A 15650-nucleotide genomic window follows, 5' to 3' on the forward strand; every position below is an offset into this window, starting at 1 on the left:
CTCCTCGGTCGGGCCCGCGGACAGTTCGGTTCGCGCCGCGGTGCGGGTCGCGGGCGCGAAGGGGGCCGGAAGAACTCTAGAGGAGGGACCGCGGAGCCCCTGCTCACGGGCGTGCCATCCGAGGCCACGGAGCGGGCGGGGCAGTCGGACGGTGCCCGCCTCCCGGTCATCCCGCCGCGATGAGACCGGGCAGGTCGCGCATGTCGTGGAACACGGTCGTCCCCGGGCCGTCGAGCGCTCCGGCCGGGGTCATCCCGCCCGCGTAGCCCAGGGACCGCATCCCGGCGGCGCGGGCCGCCTCCACACCCGGCCGGCTGTCCTCGACCACCAGGCAGGCCGCCGGTTCGACGCCCATGCGCTGCGCCGCGTACAGGAACAGGTCCGGGGCCGGCTTGCCGCGGGCGCCCCCCGAGGGCGACCTGGACGCGCGTCGCGATGCGCTCGGTGTCCACGAGCACGCCGTCGCAGTCGAATATGACGAGTTCAATCGGCTTGGTCATGCCCGCAGCATAGGGTCCGGCGAGCGGCGGACGTCGGCCGCGTGCATGAGGTGCCGGGGGCGGGGCAGGCGGAGTGCACGGGGAGAACGCACACCCCGCGCACGACGTACGAAGAAGGACGGACGGCAGGGGAGCGCCCCCGCCGTCCCCCGTCCATCGGAGGAGTTGTTTCCGCGTGACTGAACATGTGTGGAGTTACAAGTCGACCTCGGGCCACCTGGCCGGCACCGATCTGACCGGCTACAAGGTCGAGGCGACCGACGGCGGCATCGGCAAGGTGGACAAGCACTCCGACGAGGTCGGTGACGCCTACCTGGTCGTGGACACCGGTGTCTGGATCTTCGGCAAGGAGGTCCTGCTGCCCGCGAGCACCGTCGTCAGCATCGACCCCGACGAGCGGACGATCTACGTCGACCGCACCAGGGGCCAGATCAAGGACGCACCCGAGTTCCACCGGGACAAGCACCTCGGCGACCGGGACTACCAGCAAGAGCTGGGCTCCTACTACGCCGCCACCCGTTTCGGTCTTCCGCCGCTCTGACCGGCGCGAGTCCCGCCGCTTCGCGACCGTGGGCCCGAACTCGCCGAGTTCGGGCCCACGGTCGTGCCGCGTCCCGGCAGAGCGCAGGTTCCGTCAGTTCACATGCCGTACGGGCGCGTTGTCGCGCAGCTGCCGGGCAGCAGCACAACAGAGCTTTGCGCGAGAGCAATTCCGAGGAGAGGGCAGTTCCATGACGCTGGTACCGCACGCGAACGACACGTCCGTCCCGACCCCGGTGGAGCTCCGCCGGCACGTCGCACGCGCGACCGGCCGACTGCGGGACACCGCCGTGCACGTCGGGCGACTCGTCGAGGACAGGACGCCCGGTCCCGTGCTCGCCGCCGCGTGGCGGACGGCGACCCGGGTCCGGGACACGGCCGCCCGTTCCGGGCGGCTCACCGGGCACCCGCGGCGCGGCCCCGTGGGGGCGAAGGCCGGCCGGGCCGCGAGTCTGGCTCGGTCCCACCGCACCGCGCTGGCCACGGCCGCCGGCGTCCTGACCGTCGCCGTACTCGCGCGGCGCTCCCGGCGGGCCCGGCGGGAGCAGTAGGGCGGCCGGAACGCCTACGGCCGGTCCGGCGGTCAGGCCGTAGGCGTTCCGGCCGCCGGCTCCCGCGCCCGTTCGGCGTTGAACTGGGCGCCGGTGAGCAGGGCCAGGTTGGCGAACCAGAGCCAGATCACGAACACGACGATGCCGGCCAGCGACCCGTACAGGCGGCCGTAGGTGTCCAGTTGCGCGTAGAGCGTGAAGAGCCCCGAGGCGGCCAGCCAGAGCAGGGCCGCCAGCACACCGCCCGGCAGGCCCCGCCGGGTGCCCCGGATCTGGGCCGGTCCGGTCCGGAAGAGCACCAGCACCAGGAGCGTCACGACCACCAGCAGCACGGGCCAGCGCAGCAGCGGGACGAGGTCCGGGCCGGCTCCGCCGACGGCCCGTGCGGCCCAGCGGGCCGGCGGCCCGGACACGACCAGGCCCACCGCCCCCACGACGAGCAGCACCAGCAGCAGCCCGGCGTGGACGACGAGAATGTGTGCGGCACGCAGCGGACGCCGCATGTCCGGCACCCGGTGCATGGTGTGCAGGGCGCGGCGGAACACCGCCAGGTAACTGCACGCCGACCACAGCGCGCTCACCACCCCGCCGAGCAGCAGGGCCCACATCGAATGCCCCCCGGGGAGGCCGCCCAGCGCTTCGCGGAGTACCTCCGCCGACTGCGGTGGCGCGTACGCGGTCAGGTCGGTGATCAGCCGGTCGCGCCGCGCCCCGCCCAGCAGTCCGACGACGGACGCGGCGATGACGAGCGCGGGCAGCAGCGCGAGCAGGGCGTAGTAGGTGAGGGCGGCCGCGTGGTCGGCCAGGTTGTCCGTCCAGACGCGGACGGCCGTACGCCGCAACTGGGCGCGGGTGCGTGCCGCGAGGGCGGTGGCGGTGCCGGTGGCGGGAGGGCCGGAACGGCGTGACGCGGTACCGGTGCTGGGGATGTCGCTCACTCCGTACGCGTGCCCGCCCGCACCGCCTCCATGCGCCCGCGGGGCGCATCCGCCGGACGGGCCCCGGCCGGGACCGCTGCGGGGGAGTGCGGGGGCGTACGGACGGCGGGGCCGGATTCCGGCGGATCCGGCCCCGGTCGGGCGGCCCTGAACACGGGGGCCGTCCCGCCTCGCCCGGCTCCGCGGCGCCGGGCGGAAGGGTTCACACCTCGCGCCACCGGGCCATCGCCCAGGAGAACGCCCCGAACAGCATCAGCCCGACGGCCACCACGACCAGCAGCCACGGTCCCACCGGAGTCCCGGCGAACGACCTCATGGTGTCGTCCGTTCCCTTCGCCTGTCCCGGGTCGTAGCGCAGGGCCGCGTACACGACGAAGCCGCCGGCCGCCGTGAACACGGCCCCGCGGGCCAGCCCGCCGGTCACCCCGAGGAAGCCGACCGCCTTGCGCGACCCCTCCCACGACCCCTCCATGGCGAGGTGCCTGCGGAAGCGGCGCCGCGCCGCCTGTACCGCGATGACCACGCCGGCGCCGGCGACGGCGAGCCCCGCGGCACCCACCAGCCACTGGCCGAGGGGCAGACCCAGCGCCTTCGCGGTGATGTCACGGGACTGCTCATCACCGGAACGCCCGCCGCCGCCCGCGGCGAACACGAGGACGGAGAAGGCCGTCACCGCGTAGAACACGCACCGGCCCGCCGAAGCGAGCCGTTTCGTCGGCTTGTCGCCGTCCGGCCCGGACGCGCCGAACACGGCCTCCGACAGCCGCCACAGCATCATGCAGACGAGACCGATGCCGACGGCCCAGATCAGGACGGAGCCGAAGGGCTTGTCCGCGAGTTCCTGGAGGGCGCCATGCCGGTCGGCCTCCCGGCCGCCGTCCCCGCCGAAGGCGATGCGGACGGCCAGGATCCCGATCAGTACGTACAGCACTCCGCGCGTCACCAGGCCGCAGCGTGCCGCGACCTCCCGGAGGGTGCCGCCGCGCGACGCGGACCGGGCACCTCTGCTCGCCGCCTGGCTGGTCATGGTGATCAGACCTCGCCGCGCCAGGCGCCCGTCTCGATCCCGCGGGACTCGATGAACAGCTTGAAACGCTTCAGATCCCCGGTGACCTGACGCTTGACGAAGCCGAGCTTGTCGGCCGCGGCCTCGGCCACGCCGTCGGGCACCCAGTTCATGTGCAGCACGACCTTGGTGGTGGTCGCGTCGACCGGCTGGAAGGTGACGAGCCCGGCCTGGCGGGGCTCACCATCGACCGTCATCCACGCCACGCGCCGGTCTGGGAGCTGCTCGGTGATCTGCGCGTCGAACTCGCGCCGGACGCCACCCACGTTCGTCACCCAGTGGGTGAGCGTGTCACTGCGCTGGTCGACGCGCTCGACCCCCTCCATGAAGGCGGGAAAGTCCTCGAACTGCGTCCACTGGTTGTAGGCCGTGCGTACCGGCACGTTGACCTCGACATACTCCTCGACGTGCGACATGCGCATCCTTTCCGCGTCGTCGGCCGTCCCGCGCCCCCGAGGCGCGGGGGCCCGTCCGGACGTCTCGAAGGCGCGGCTACCCGGCCCCGGACCGGCCATGCGCCGGTACGGCGCGGGCACGGCCGAGGGTGCGGGCCCGCGCGGGCGCGCGACCCGGAGCCGGTCAGCCGTAGGCGATCACCACGTCGCGGAAGCCGAGGGAACCGAGCAGCCCCTCCAGCATCGACGTCGTGTTCTTCTCGGTCCGCTCGGCCAGGCCCGCCGTGCGGGCCGCCTCGTCGATGTGCTGTGCGGCGAGCTTCTGCACGGCCTGCTCACCGGCCGGGTTGTCGGAGAACAGGTCGCCGATCCGGTCCAGCAGGCCCCGCTGCTTCGACACCGCGTACGAGCGGTTCGGGTCGAGGGTCGCGGGGCCGAGTACGGCGTGCGGCAGCCGGATCGTGGCCGCGGTGCGGTCCTCGTTCACGGTGACGCTGCGCGCGTCCAGCCCGCCCATGTCGACGTAGCCGCTGACCGTGCCCGCGCCCACGTACAGGGTGCGGGTCCCGCGGATCGCGTCCGGCAGGAAGGGCGCGTCCTCCTCCAGGTCCACGACCACCTGGAAGTTGCCGACGGCCCCCTCGTAACGGTCCATGTCCTGGACCGACTTGAGCAGTGCCGGACCCGACCGGTCCCGGGTGTCGTGGCCGAAGAGGCCGCCGAACCCCGGAACCAGGCTGAAGCGCTCCACGAGCACGATCAGCACCACGACCACCGCCACGCCGACGACGATCCGCCCCCACACCGGGTGCCGCGTGCCGCCCGGCCGATCCGAAGAGGTTTCCATGTCCCGCGGATACCCCGCGGGCACGACTCCACTACGCGGGGCCGCCGTCCACCCGCCCTAGTGGCCGGTGGGCCTGCCGGACACCAGCCGGGCGGCTTCGATCTCGGCCCAGACGGCCTTGCCGCCCGGGTGCGCGTCCGCACCCCATCGATCGGACAGCCGCTCCACTATGTGGAGGCCGTGACCGCCCGGTACGCCGCGCCGGGTCGAGGGATCGGGGTGGGGGAGCGTCGTCGAGCCGTCGCACACCTCGATGCGCAGCACCTTCCCGGCCGTGAGGACGAGCTCGTGACAGCCGTCGGCGTGCAGTGACGCGTTCGTCAGCAGCTCGGACACGAGGAGCAGGGTGTCCTCGGCGGTCTCGGTCCCGTACCAGCCCCAGTCGCGCAGGGCCTGTCGCGTGAAGTCACGCCCCTTGGCGACGGAGCCGCGGACGCCCGCCAGGGCGAGTCGGCGGCGCTGCCCCGCGGCGGGTAGGCCGACACTCACAGGATCACCCGTTTCCGGTCCGACGGTCTCCACCGAGCTCTCTCACCCCCGCGTTGACACTGGTCTCTGTCCCAGGCGTATGCCCGGCGCGGGCACGATCGATGTACGGTACCGGCCACGCGTCGCAGACGGCCTCCCGCTCCGCCCGGGCAGGCGCACGACATTCTAGGCGACCGCCGTCTCAGGGCGTGGCCAGGTGCAACCGCAGCGTGAATCCGGACTCCGTCGCACGGACCTCGACCAGGTCGCAGAGCTGGTGGATCATCCACAGACCGCGGCCGCCGCGGGCCGAGGCCAGCGAGGGGCGGCGTCGTCCGGCCAGGGGGTCCGCCAGGTGTCCGTCGTCGCGGAGCTCGGCGACGACCCCCGCCGCGGGCCCCGAGACGCTCCACAGGCGCAGCGTGCCCGTCCCGCCGCCGTGGCAGAGGGAATTCGCCGCGCCCTCACTGATCGCCATGACCAGGTCACCGCGGCGTGCCGCGGTCAGCGCGGTGCCCCGCGCCCACCTTTCGGCGTACGCGCGCACCGAGGCCAGCCCGCCGCGGGCGTAGGCGAGGAGGGCCACCGGGCCGTCGGGCTCGGGCAGCGGGCGGTCCAGGTCCGCCGTGACCCGGGCGGCGTCGGTGTAGGCCTCGCTCGGCAGCTCCCGGCCCTGCTCGATGAGCGTGGGGTGGGTGCGCCGGGCGCCGTCCACCACGGCGGGCTCCAGCCCGGCCACGTCGTACGGGCACAGGACCGTGGCGGGCCGGTCGGCGAAGGCCGTGTTGATGAGGGCCTCGTGCCGGGTGGCCTCCAGCACCTCGGCGGGGGAGCGGCCGGGCCAGACGGGTTCGCCGACGATCCGTGCCGCCCGCCCCGGGTCCCGGTCGGCGAACTCCTGGAGGGCGGCCAGGACGCGGCCCGGATTGCGGCCCAGCTCCGCCATGTCGGTCCAGGTGATGCCGGTGCTCCCGGCCGGGCCGAGGCTGTCGCGCAGGGCGTCCAGGCGAGGTCCCGGAACGGCGACGAGCACCGGCTCGTCGGAGGCGAGGGCGGCGCGCACGAATCCGCTCACCCCCGTCACGTACTCGGTGAGGTTCCGGTAGAAGAGGGCGGGGTGGAGGAAGGGTCCGGGCCCGCCGGGCGCAGGAGCGGGGATCATGCTGCGGCCTCAGGCGCGGCGTACTCGTCCGGGAGCATCTCCACCACTTCGTGGTGCGGGTGCGGGTGCGGGTGCGGGTGCGGCAGGTCGTCGGGCAGCGGGTGCCGCTCCTGCCGGCCTGGGTCCACCGAGGCCCGTACACGTGCGGTGACCTCGGCGGGGGCGGGGAGGACCGCGGCGGACGGACCGAGGTGCACGAGGGGCCCGGGTGTCCCGGTCGCGACGCCGAGGACCCCGGGGACGGCTTGCCGGGCGCCGAGGCCGCAGGTGCCGCTCGGGCGCGCGTCGCGCCGGCCCCGCGTCGGCGGGGCGGTCGGCGGCGCGGTCGCGCCCGGGTCCGGGTCCGGGTCCGGCGTCATGGTGCGGGCCTAGGCCGTGAGCATGCCGGCGCGCAGCCGGGTCAGGGTCCGGGACAGCAGGCGGGAGACCTGCATCTGGGAGATGCCCAGTTCGGCGCCGATCTCGGCCTGGGTCTTGTCCTGGCCGAAGCGCATCTGCAGGATCCGGCGGTCGCGTTCGTCGAGCTGGTCCAGCAGGGGCGCAAGGGTGTGGAAGTCCTCGAAGAGCTCCATGGCGGGGTCGACCTCGCCGAGGCGCTCCGCCAGGGGCCGGGTCGTCCGGTTCGCGGTGGAGGGTGCGTCGTCGTCCGCGCCGGCGGCGTCGAGGGAGCCGCTCGTGTAGCCGTTGGCGGCCACCAGCCCGTCGATGACCTCCTCCTCGGACAGCTCCAGGTGCTGGGCGACCTCCTTGACCGTCGGCGCCCGGCCCAGGACGTCGGTCAGGGCCTCCTGTGCCTTGGCCAGTTCCGTGCGGAGCTCCTGCAGCCGTCGGGGGACGTGCACGGCCCAGGTCGTGTCGCGGAAGTACCGCTTGATCTCGCCGGTGATGTACGGCAGGGCGAGCGTGGAGAACTCGACCTCCCGGTCGAGGTCGTAGCGGTCGATGGCCTTGATGAGGCCGATGGTCCCCACCTGGATGATGTCGTCCATGTCGAGGCCGCCGCCGAGCACGCGGGCACGGAAGCGCCGTGCGGCGAACTGCACGAGCGAGAGGTTCATCTCGATCAGGGTGTTGCGGGTGTACTGGTACTCGCGCGTGCCCTCCTCGAGGGACTGCAGCCGACGGAAGAAGTGCCGCGACAGCTCACGTGCGTCGGTGGGCGTCACCTCACGGGCGTTGTCCACCCGGGTCGGCGTTCCGCGCCGTGTCAGGTCCTCGTCCCGCGCCGGTGTTCCCGGGTCCTCCCGGTCACGTACGGGGACGCGCGTGTCGGTTGCGCGAATGGGGCCTACAACGGTGGCCGAGCGAGACATGGTGGGCCGCTCCCTCCCGATTGACTGCGGCTGCCGTCGCGCTTCTGCCCCGGCATCGCGTGTTCACACACTCCGGTTCCGGAGGCTCTCCCGCGCGTCGCCGGCCTGCGGCCGCCGAGGTCCCGGCCGACCCGGGGGAGCGGTGCCGCCCTGGTGAGCAGGCATACTCCCTTGACGAGGACGTACCGAAGCAACACACGTACCGAAGCACACGTACAGAAGCTACAGACGTACAGGCGGCGATCCGTGGAGGCGGACATGAGCGGATTCGGGGACGCGTACCAGCCAGGTGCGGTGGGGGAGGGCTATCCGGCGGGAGGCGGCTGGGTGGTGGCGGCCCACGGGGAGCTGGACCAGGACACGCTGAACCCGTTGGAAGGGGCCCTCACCGCGGCGGCCGGCCGCCACTCGCTGGTGGTTCTGGACGCCGGCTCCATCACTTTCGGAGACTCCTCCTTCCTGAACCTGCTCCTGCGCCTGCACCACCTCACCGGGCTGCGCATCGCCGCCCCCGGCGAGCAGTTGCGCCGGCTCTTCGCCGTGACCGGGGCCGACACGGTCCTCTCCCTGCACGCGAGCGTCGAGGACGCCCTGGCCGCGTGAGCCCGCGCCGCTGAGCTCCCGGCGTCCGGTTCAGCCGGCGCACGGCTCGGCCCGGTGCGGGTCCGGGCCGCCCGCGGGCCGGAAGCAGGCTGTGATCGCCTTGCCGCCGTGGCACGAGTGGACGTCCAGCGCGTCGGCGAGCGCGGTGACGATGCCCAGCCCGCGACCGGAGGTCGCCGTCGCGTCGGGCCCGGTGCGATCGGCGCGGGGCAGCCGCGGATCGGCGTCGGCGACGCTGACGTGCAGGCAGATGCCGTCCCAGGTCAGTACCAGGTGCGCGGTGCCGGCGGCGTGCAGGTGGGCGTTGGTGACCAGTTCGCTGACGCAGAGCAGTACGGAGTGCACGGTGTCGGCCGCCGCGGCGTTCCACGGCAGGGACGCCAGGTGCGCCGCCGTCCACTGCCGCGCCGCCCGGACGCCGTGCGACATCGGGAACGAACGTGCCCAGCCGACCGCCTTGACCGCCAATGTCCTCACTCCCTTCCGTCGTGGTGCCCCCTCCGTCACCGGTTCGTCTACCCGGAGCCCGCGGCGACATCCGGGGACTTTCGGAGCACCGCGGGCGGAAGGTCAGTTCGGGCCGTCCCCCGGCCGGGACGCCGGGCCGGTCCGCTCCTCGGGATTCCGGAGGTACCGCCCTGCGGAGTGATCGAGCGTGCTCCGCCGCCCCTCCGGCGGCGTTAGCCTTCACCGGACCGGTGCCGCGGTGAGGACGGATCCCGGCGGAGCCGGGCGCTCCGGCATGCCCTGCCGTCGTTGGGCCTGTCCTGTCCGCGGATCGGCGCGGTTGTATCGAGAGTGAGGGTGACGAATGGCCGAGCGGGCGGGCGCGGATCCACGGGGTGGCGCAGCGGCGTTGCCGGGTGGCGGAATCGGAGAGTCGGAGCTGCGCCGGTTGCTGGCCGGGCTGACCGCTGTGCGGGACGGGGACTTCCGTACCCGGCTGCCCGACGGGGCGGACGGGCTGCTCGGGGAGATCGCGACCGTCTTCAACGGGATGGTCAACCAGCTGTCGCTGTTCACCTCCGAGGTCACGAGGGTCGCACGCGAGGTCGGCACCGAGGGCCGGCTCGGCGGTCAGGCGGACGTTCCCGGGGTCGGGGGAGCCTGGCTGGACCTCACGGATTCGGTCAACTTCATGGCCGGAAATCTCACCGCCCAGGTGCGCTCCATCGCCCAAGTGGCCACAGCCGTGGCCAAGGGCGACCTCTCCCAGAAGGCCACCGTCACCGCCCGCGGGGAGATCCTGGAGTTGAAGGAGACCATCAACACGATGGTCGATCAGCTGTCCGCGTTCGCCGGGGAGGTGACCCGGGTGGCCCGCGAGGTCGGCACCGAGGGCCGGCTCGGCGGCCAGGCGGACGTCCAGGGCGTCTCCGGAACGTGGAAGGACCTCACGGAATCGGTCAATGTCATGGCCGACAACCTGACGGCCCAGGTCCGATCGATCGCCGAGGTCACCACCGCCGTCGCCCAGGGCGACCTGACGCAGAAGATCAGGGTGGACGCGCGCGGGGAGATCCTGGAGTTGAAGGAGACCATCAACACGATGGTCGATCAGCTGTCCGCGTTCGCCGACGAGGTGACGCGCGTCGCCCGCGAGGTCGGCACCGAGGGCAACCTGGGAGGCCAGGCCACCGTCCAGGGGGTCTCCGGCACCTGGGAGGACCTCACCGACAACGTCAACGTCATGGCCTCCAACCTGACCGGACAGGTCCGGTCGATCGCCCAGGTCGCCACCGCGGTCGCCCGCGGCGACCTGTCGCAGAAGATCACCGTCGAGGCGAAGGGCGAAGTGGCCGCGCTCGCCGGTGTCATCAACACGATGGTCGACACGCTGTCCGCGTTCGCCGACGAGGTGACCCGGGTGGCCCGCGAGGTCGGCACCGAGGGCCGGCTCGGCGGCCAGGCCCGGGTCCCCAATGTGGCGGTCACCTGGAAGGACCTCACGGACAACGTGAACTCCATGGCCAACAACCTCACCGGCCAGGTCCGCAACATCGCCCTCGTCACCACCGCCGTCGCCAACGGCGACCTGTCCAAGAAGATCGACGTGGACGCCCGCGGGGAGATCCTGGAGCTGAAGACCACCATCAACACGATGGTCGATCAGCTGTCCGCGTTCGCCGCGGAAGTCACCCGGGTCGCCCGCGAGGTCGGCAGCGAGGGCCGGCTCGGCGGTCAGGCCGAGGTCGAAGGGGTCTCCGGCACCTGGAAGCGGCTGACCGAGAACGTCAACGAACTCGCCGGCAACCTCACCCGCCAGGTGCGGGCCATCGCCGAGGTCGCCAGCGCGGTCGCCGAGGGCGACCTGACCCGTTCGATCACCGTCGACGCCTCCGGTGAGGTCGCGGAACTCAAGGACAACATCAACTCGATGGTGGGATCCCTGCGCGAGAGCACGCGGGCCAACCAGGAGCAGGACTGGCTCAAGTCCAACCTGGCCCGCATCTCCGGCCTGATGCAGGGCCACCGGGATCTCGCCGCCGTCGCCGAACTCGTCATGGACGAACTGACGCCGCTGGTCGCCGCCCAGTACGGCGCCTTCTACCTCGCCGAGGACGCCCCCCGCGGAACCGTGCTCACCCTCGTCGGCTCCTACGGCCGCCCCGCGGGCAGCGCGGCGGGCGCGAGGTTCGCCCTGGGCGAGTCCCTCGTCGGGCAGGCGGCCCGCAGCCACCGGATCATCGCCACCGACCGGGTCCCCGGCGACTACGTCATCTCCTCCGGGCTCGGCCACACGACTCCGGGCAGCCTGGTCATCCTTCCGATCGTCGTCGACGACCAGGTCCTCGGCGTGATCGAACTGGCCTCCTTCAGCGCCTTCACCCCCGTGCACCGGGACTTCCTCGCCCAGCTGATGGAGACCATCGGTACCAACGTCAACACGATCGTCGCCAACGCCCGCACCGACGAACTCCTCGGCGAGTCCCAACGGCTCACCGGCGAACTGCAGGCCCGCTCGGAGGAACTCCAGGTCCAGCAGGAGGAACTCCAGCGCTCCAACGCCGAACTGGAGGAGAAGGCCGCCCTCCTCGCCAGCCAGAACAGCGACATCGAGGCCAAGAACCTGGAGATCGAGCAGGCCCGGCAGGAACTGGAGGCCCGGGCGCAGCAGCTGTCGCTGGCCTCCACCTACAAGTCGGAGTTCCTGGCCAACATGAGCCACGAGCTGCGCACCCCGCTCAACAGCCTCCTCATCCTGGCCCAGTTGCTGGCGCAGAACCCCACCCGCAACCTCACCCCCAAGCAGGTCGAGTACGCGGGCATCATCCACTCGGCCGGCTCCGACCTGCTCCAGCTGATCAACGACATCCTCGACCTGTCGAAGGTCGAGGCAGGCAAGATGGACGTCAATCCCGAGCTGGTGCACCTGCCCCAGCTGCTGGAGTACGTCGACGCCACCTTCCGCCCGATGACCACGCAGAAGAGCCTGGACTTCACCGTCACCACCGCCCCCGACGCGCCCGGCGACCTGCTCACCGACGACGCGCGGCTGCGCCAGATCCTGCGCAACCTGCTCTCCAACGCCGTCAAGTTCACCGAGCGCGGCGGCGTCGAGCTGCGCATCGAACCGGCGACGGCCCCGGAGATCCCCGCCGGGGTCTCCCGCCGCGCCCCCATGCTCGCCTTCCGGGTTCGGGACACCGGCATCGGCATTCCCGAACAGCAGCTGGAGTCCGTCTTCGGCGCCTTCCAGCAGGCCGACGGAACCACCAGCCGCAAGTACGGCGGCACCGGCCTCGGCCTCTCCATCAGCCGCGAGATCGCCCAGCTCCTCGGTGGAGCCGTCACCGCCGAGAGCACCCCCGGCCAGGGCAGCACCTTCACCCTTTACCTGCCCGTCAGCCGCGCCGACTACGAGGACGGCCCGCGCGGCGAGCCGGCCGGGACGCGCTCGCCCGGGGGCGGCACCCAGGCGTCCGATCCGGGCGGCCGCAGGACCGCCGCGGCGCTTCCGGCGCAGCGCCGCCCCCGTCGTCTGCTGGTGATCGAGGAGCGGCCGGGCGGCCTGCTCTCCCTCGTCGCCGAGAGCGCCGACCGCGACCTCGTCCCCCGTCGGCACGCGGCCGGGGAGCGCGGCGGCATCCAGGTGGTGGGCGCCACCAGCTCGCGGGAGGCGGCCGCCGCGCTGGCGTCCGACGCGTTCCACTGCGTCGTGCTGGAACTGGACATGCCCGGGGGCGAGGCGCTGCGTTTCCTCGACGCGCTCAACGGCGACCCGGCCCTCTCCTCGCTCCCGGTCCTCGCCCATGACAACCCCCGGGGCCGGACCGGCCGGCAGGAGGCAGCGCTGCGCGAGCGGGCCGTCTCGCGCCGGGTGGAACTGCTGTCCAGCCTGGACGAGCTGCGCGAACGCATCGCCCTCCACCTGTCCGCCGAACAGCCTGGGGACGTAGTGCCCCACAGGCAGGCGGACGCGGGGCAGCAGGACGCCCACCTGCCCGACGCCGACCTGGCCGGACGCACCGTCCTCGTCGTCGACGACGACGCTCGCAACCTCTTCGCCCTCAGCGGGGTCCTGGAGCTGCACGGCATCCGCGTGCTCCACGCCGAGGACGGCCGCAAGGGGATCGACACCCTCATCGCCAACGCGGACGTCGCCCTGATCCTGATGGACGTGATGATGCCGGAACTGGACGGCTACGCGGCCACCGCCGAGATCCGGCGGATGCCGGCCTACGAGGCCCTGCCCATCATCGCGGTCACCGCCAAGGCGATGCCCGGGGACCGGGAGAAGAGCCTCGCAGCCGGCGCCAGCGACTACGTCACCAAGCCCGTCGACGCCGACGACCTCATCGCCCGCGTCCGCCACTGGCTGACGCGGTGACCGGGGACACGACACGGCAGGAAGCCGTCCACCCGCCGTCGGCACCGGTCGCCGCCCGCACCGTCCCGCAGCAGTCCCCGACGCCGCTGGGGCGGCTCGTCGCCACCGTCGAACGGCTGCGCCGGGAGGTGCTGGAGGCGCAGGCCGCCGCGGACGGCCGGGCGCTGGTCGAACTGGCCAAGGGCATCCTCATCGGTCAGCTGAACTGCACCCCGGCCGCGGCGGCACGCCAGCTCGACCTACTGTGCCGGGAGAGCGGCACGTCGCGCCTCGAACTCGCCGCCGACATCGTCAACCAGGCGTCCCGCGACCACGTCAGCGAGATCGCGGCGGCGTTCGTCGACCGTGCCGGTACCGATGACGACCCTGTGGGGCACCCGACGGTCTCGGTCCGGCTGCGTACCGCGGAGAGCGGCATGCTGGCCGCGGCCTCCGACACCCAGGCCGTGGCCGATTCCCTCCTGACCCATGCCCTCGACCCGCTCGGAGCCGTCGCGGTGGCCGTCTGGACCGCCGTCCCCGACGGTTCGCTGGCCCTCGCCGGACACGCCGGGTTCCCGCCCGGGGAGGCCGCCCGCTGGCGCCACGTACCCCCGGGCGTCTCCACCGTCGCCGGTCTCGCACTGCGGGAGCGCCGACTGGTCACCCTGCCCCGCACCCGACGCACCGGCCTCCCCTCGATCGGTCACCTCCAGTGGCCCGACGGCGGACGGATGGCCGTACCGACCGGGACGGGGGGACGGATCCACGGTGTCCTGGAGATCTGCTGGCCCCAGCCCCTGGCCCCGCAGCCGCCGCAGATCGAGCGCCAGGTCGAGGCTCTCGCCGAGCTGTGCGCCCGCACCATGGACGCCGCGCCGCCCGGCGATCCGGCGGTAGGCGACGCGGTGCTCCCGGACGTAGCGGAACTCACCGACCTCGCCGAGGGTCTTCAGGACCCTGCCGTGGTGCTCACCCCGGTCCTCGACTCCGAGGGCCGCCTCACCGACTTCAGGATCCGGCACGTCGGCAGCCGGTTCGTCGATCCCGTGGGACGGCCGCGCGGCGACGTCAACGGGGCGCTGCTGCTGGAGGCCTACCCGATGGCCGCCGCCGAGAACGGGCTGTTCGACATCATCGAGCGCGTCCACGCGACGGGCGAGCCGTTCCGGGCCGAACGCATGAGCCTGACCGCGCTGGTCGATCAGATCCCGCTCACCTCGGTCGCGGACATCAGCGTCAGCCGCCACGGCGCCGCCGTCCTCCTCATCTGGCGGATCGAGGACGAGACGGCCCGACTGGCCAACCTCCTCCAGCACGCCCAGCGCCTGGGCCGCATCGGTGGTTTCGAGGAGAACCTCGCGACCGGGGAGACCACCTGGAACGCACAGCTCTACGCCTTGCACGGGCTCCCGGCCACCGCGGACCCCGTACCGCTGCGGGAACTTCCCGGCCACGCCCATCCGGACGACTCGGCCGCCCTCGGCCGTTTCCTGCGGGCGCTGCTGGGCCACCGCCGCCCCTCCTCGGTCAACTTCCGCCTCCAGCGTCCCGACGGAATCACCCGCCACATCCGGGTGGTGGCCGAGCCCGTCCTCGACGCGGACCGTCGGCTGCACGCCGTACGGGGCGCCTACCAGGACATCTCGGCCCAGCACTGGACCGAGGTGGCACTGGCCGCGACCAGGGACCAGCTCGCCCACACCGAGGCCGAGTCCGCCGAACGCAACCGGCTGGCGCTCCAGCTCCAGCACGCCATCATGCCGCCCACGCCACCGGCCATCGAGGCCCCGGGGATGCGGGTCGCCGTCCGCTACCGGCCGGCCGAGACCGAGTCGCTCGTCGGCGGCGACTGGTACGACACCGTGGTCCTGCCCTCCGGCCTGATCATGCTGTCGGTGGGCGACGTCGCCGGGCACGGCATCGAGGCCGCCACCGGCATGGTCGTGCTGCGCAACGCCCTGCGCGGCCTGGCCGTCACCGGCGCGGGTCCGGGCCAGCTGCTGTCCTGGCTGAACACGGTCACCCACCACCTGGCCAAGCACGTGACCGCCACCGCCGTGTGCGGCCTCTACGACCCGGGCACACGGCTGCTGCGCTGGGCGCGCGCGGGCCACCTGCCGCCCGTACTCGTCCGCGGAGACCAGGCGGAGGCCTTCCCGCTGATCGAGGGCCTGCTCCTCGGCGCCCTGCCGGACGTCGCGTACAGCGAGCGGGAGGTCCGGCTGGAACCGGACGACACCCTGCTGATGTACACGGACGGGCTCGTGGAGCGCCGGGACTCCTCGGTCCAGGACTCGCTGGGCCACCTGGTGAACGCGGCCGCTGCCGGAGCGGGGGACCTGGACGCACGGTTGGACCGCCTCCTGGCCGGGAGCCGGTCGGACACGGACGACGACACCTGTGTGATCGGTATCCAGGTGGGTTGACCACGATGCCCTACCTGCCGGTAACTTG

14 protein-coding genes and 1 pseudogene are annotated in these 15650 nt (G+C 72.9%); 5 read left to right on the forward strand and 10 right to left on the reverse strand.

Going from position 1 to position 15650, the window contains the following annotated elements:
* Window positions 1-166: 166 nt before the first annotated feature.
* A pseudogene (locus AW27_RS32460) lies at window positions 167-403 on the reverse strand (HAD family hydrolase); the annotation flags it as partial.
* A 272-nt stretch (window positions 404-675) separates the two neighbouring features.
* Here AW27_RS32460 and AW27_RS32465 point away from each other — a divergent pair.
* Window positions 676-1041 carry a PRC-barrel domain-containing protein gene (locus AW27_RS32465; RefSeq protein ID WP_037922384.1) on the forward strand — a complete coding sequence of 122 codons (366 nt, stop codon included), beginning with the start codon at window positions 676-678 and terminating at the stop codon, window positions 1039-1041.
* A 190-nt stretch (window positions 1042-1231) separates the two neighbouring features.
* The gene (locus AW27_RS32470) at window positions 1232-1591 is read left to right on the forward strand and encodes a hypothetical protein (RefSeq protein WP_052030696.1); all 360 of its coding nucleotides are present in this window, start codon (window positions 1232-1234) and stop codon (window positions 1589-1591) included.
* A 32-nt stretch (window positions 1592-1623) separates the two neighbouring features.
* Here the strand turns inward: AW27_RS32470 and AW27_RS32475 are convergent, their stop codons facing one another.
* From AW27_RS32475 to AW27_RS32510, 8 genes are all read right to left on the reverse strand, one after another.
* Entirely contained in the window at window positions 1624-2529 is a 906-nt protein-coding gene (locus tag AW27_RS32475; RefSeq protein ID WP_236647657.1) for a YihY/virulence factor BrkB family protein, read from the reverse strand.
* Window positions 2530-2731: 202 nt separating this feature from the next.
* On the reverse strand, window positions 2732-3556 hold the full coding sequence (locus AW27_RS32480; protein WP_037922386.1) for a DUF1206 domain-containing protein: 825 nt from the start codon (window positions 3554-3556) through the stop codon (window positions 2732-2734).
* A gap of 5 nt (window positions 3557-3561) precedes the next feature.
* Entirely contained in the window at window positions 3562-4011 is a 450-nt protein-coding gene (locus tag AW27_RS32485) for an SRPBCC family protein (RefSeq protein ID WP_037922388.1), read from the reverse strand.
* A 163-nt stretch (window positions 4012-4174) separates the two neighbouring features.
* Window positions 4175-4837 carry a DUF4230 domain-containing protein gene (locus tag AW27_RS32490; RefSeq protein WP_037922390.1) on the reverse strand — a complete coding sequence of 221 codons (663 nt, stop codon included), beginning with the start codon at window positions 4835-4837 and terminating at the stop codon, window positions 4175-4177.
* Between the two features lie 57 nt (window positions 4838-4894).
* Window positions 4895-5326 carry an ATP-binding protein gene (locus AW27_RS32495; protein WP_052030698.1) on the reverse strand — a complete coding sequence of 144 codons (432 nt, stop codon included), beginning with the start codon at window positions 5324-5326 and terminating at the stop codon, window positions 4895-4897.
* Window positions 5327-5507: 181 nt separating this feature from the next.
* Window positions 5508-6467: a sensor histidine kinase gene (locus AW27_RS32500; RefSeq protein ID WP_052030700.1), complete on the reverse strand. Its 960-nt coding sequence runs from the start codon at window positions 6465-6467 to the stop codon at window positions 5508-5510.
* On the reverse strand, window positions 6464-6826 hold the full coding sequence (locus AW27_RS32505; protein ID WP_037922395.1) for a hypothetical protein: 363 nt from the start codon (window positions 6824-6826) through the stop codon (window positions 6464-6466). Before AW27_RS32505 ends, AW27_RS32500 begins: the two co-directional genes overlap by 4 nt.
* 9 nt (window positions 6827-6835) lie before the next feature.
* Window positions 6836-7780 (reverse strand): SigB/SigF/SigG family RNA polymerase sigma factor, encoded by a 945-nt coding sequence (locus AW27_RS32510; protein ID WP_037922396.1) that lies wholly within the window; start codon window positions 7778-7780, stop codon window positions 6836-6838.
* A gap of 258 nt (window positions 7781-8038) precedes the next feature.
* On the opposite strand from AW27_RS32510, the gene AW27_RS32515 reads away from it, so the two are divergent.
* Window positions 8039-8383 (forward strand): STAS domain-containing protein, encoded by a 345-nt coding sequence (locus AW27_RS32515; protein ID WP_037922399.1) that lies wholly within the window; start codon window positions 8039-8041, stop codon window positions 8381-8383.
* 30 nt (window positions 8384-8413) lie between these two features.
* Here the strand turns inward: AW27_RS32515 and AW27_RS32520 are convergent, their stop codons facing one another.
* On the reverse strand, window positions 8414-8851 hold the full coding sequence (locus tag AW27_RS32520; protein WP_037922400.1) for an ATP-binding protein: 438 nt from the start codon (window positions 8849-8851) through the stop codon (window positions 8414-8416).
* Window positions 8852-9194: 343 nt separating this feature from the next.
* Between AW27_RS32520 and AW27_RS32525 the strand changes: the two genes are divergently transcribed.
* Together AW27_RS32525 and AW27_RS32530 are read left to right on the forward strand one after the other, a co-directional pair.
* Window positions 9195-13214 carry a hybrid sensor histidine kinase/response regulator gene (locus AW27_RS32525; RefSeq protein WP_037922405.1) on the forward strand — a complete coding sequence of 1340 codons (4020 nt, stop codon included), beginning with the start codon at window positions 9195-9197 and terminating at the stop codon, window positions 13212-13214.
* A complete protein-coding gene (locus tag AW27_RS32530) occupies window positions 13211-15622 on the forward strand; it encodes a SpoIIE family protein phosphatase (protein ID WP_370466654.1) in 2412 nt (803 codons plus the stop codon). Before AW27_RS32525 ends, AW27_RS32530 begins: the two co-directional genes overlap by 4 nt.
* Window positions 15623-15650: the final 28 nt, after the last annotated feature.

The sequence above is a fragment of the Streptomyces sp. PCS3-D2 genome, from assembly GCF_000612545.2.
Taxonomy (GTDB): Bacteria; Actinomycetota; Actinomycetes; order Streptomycetales; family Streptomycetaceae; genus Streptomyces.

Coding starts and splice junctions, on each gene's coding strand:
- AW27_RS32470 (WP_052030696.1), top strand. CDS start 1,232: ATGACGCTGGTACCGCACGCGAACGACACGTCCGTCCCGACCCCGGTG.
- AW27_RS32480 (WP_037922386.1), bottom strand. CDS start 3,556: ATGACCAGCCAGGCGGCGAGCAGAGGTGCCCGGTCCGCGTCGCGCGGC.
- AW27_RS32485 (WP_037922388.1), bottom strand. CDS start 4,011: ATGTCGCACGTCGAGGAGTATGTCGAGGTCAACGTGCCGGTACGCACG.
- AW27_RS32490 (WP_037922390.1), bottom strand. CDS start 4,837: ATGGAAACCTCTTCGGATCGGCCGGGCGGCACGCGGCACCCGGTGTGG.
- AW27_RS32500 (WP_052030700.1), bottom strand. CDS start 6,467: ATGATCCCCGCTCCTGCGCCCGGCGGGCCCGGACCCTTCCTCCACCCC.
- AW27_RS32505 (WP_037922395.1), bottom strand. CDS start 6,826: ATGACGCCGGACCCGGACCCGGACCCGGGCGCGACCGCGCCGCCGACC.
- AW27_RS32510 (WP_037922396.1), bottom strand. CDS start 7,780: ATGTCTCGCTCGGCCACCGTTGTAGGCCCCATTCGCGCAACCGACACG.
- AW27_RS32515 (WP_037922399.1), top strand. CDS start 8,039: ATGAGCGGATTCGGGGACGCGTACCAGCCAGGTGCGGTGGGGGAGGGC.
- AW27_RS32525 (WP_037922405.1), top strand. CDS start 9,195: ATGGCCGAGCGGGCGGGCGCGGATCCACGGGGTGGCGCAGCGGCGTTG.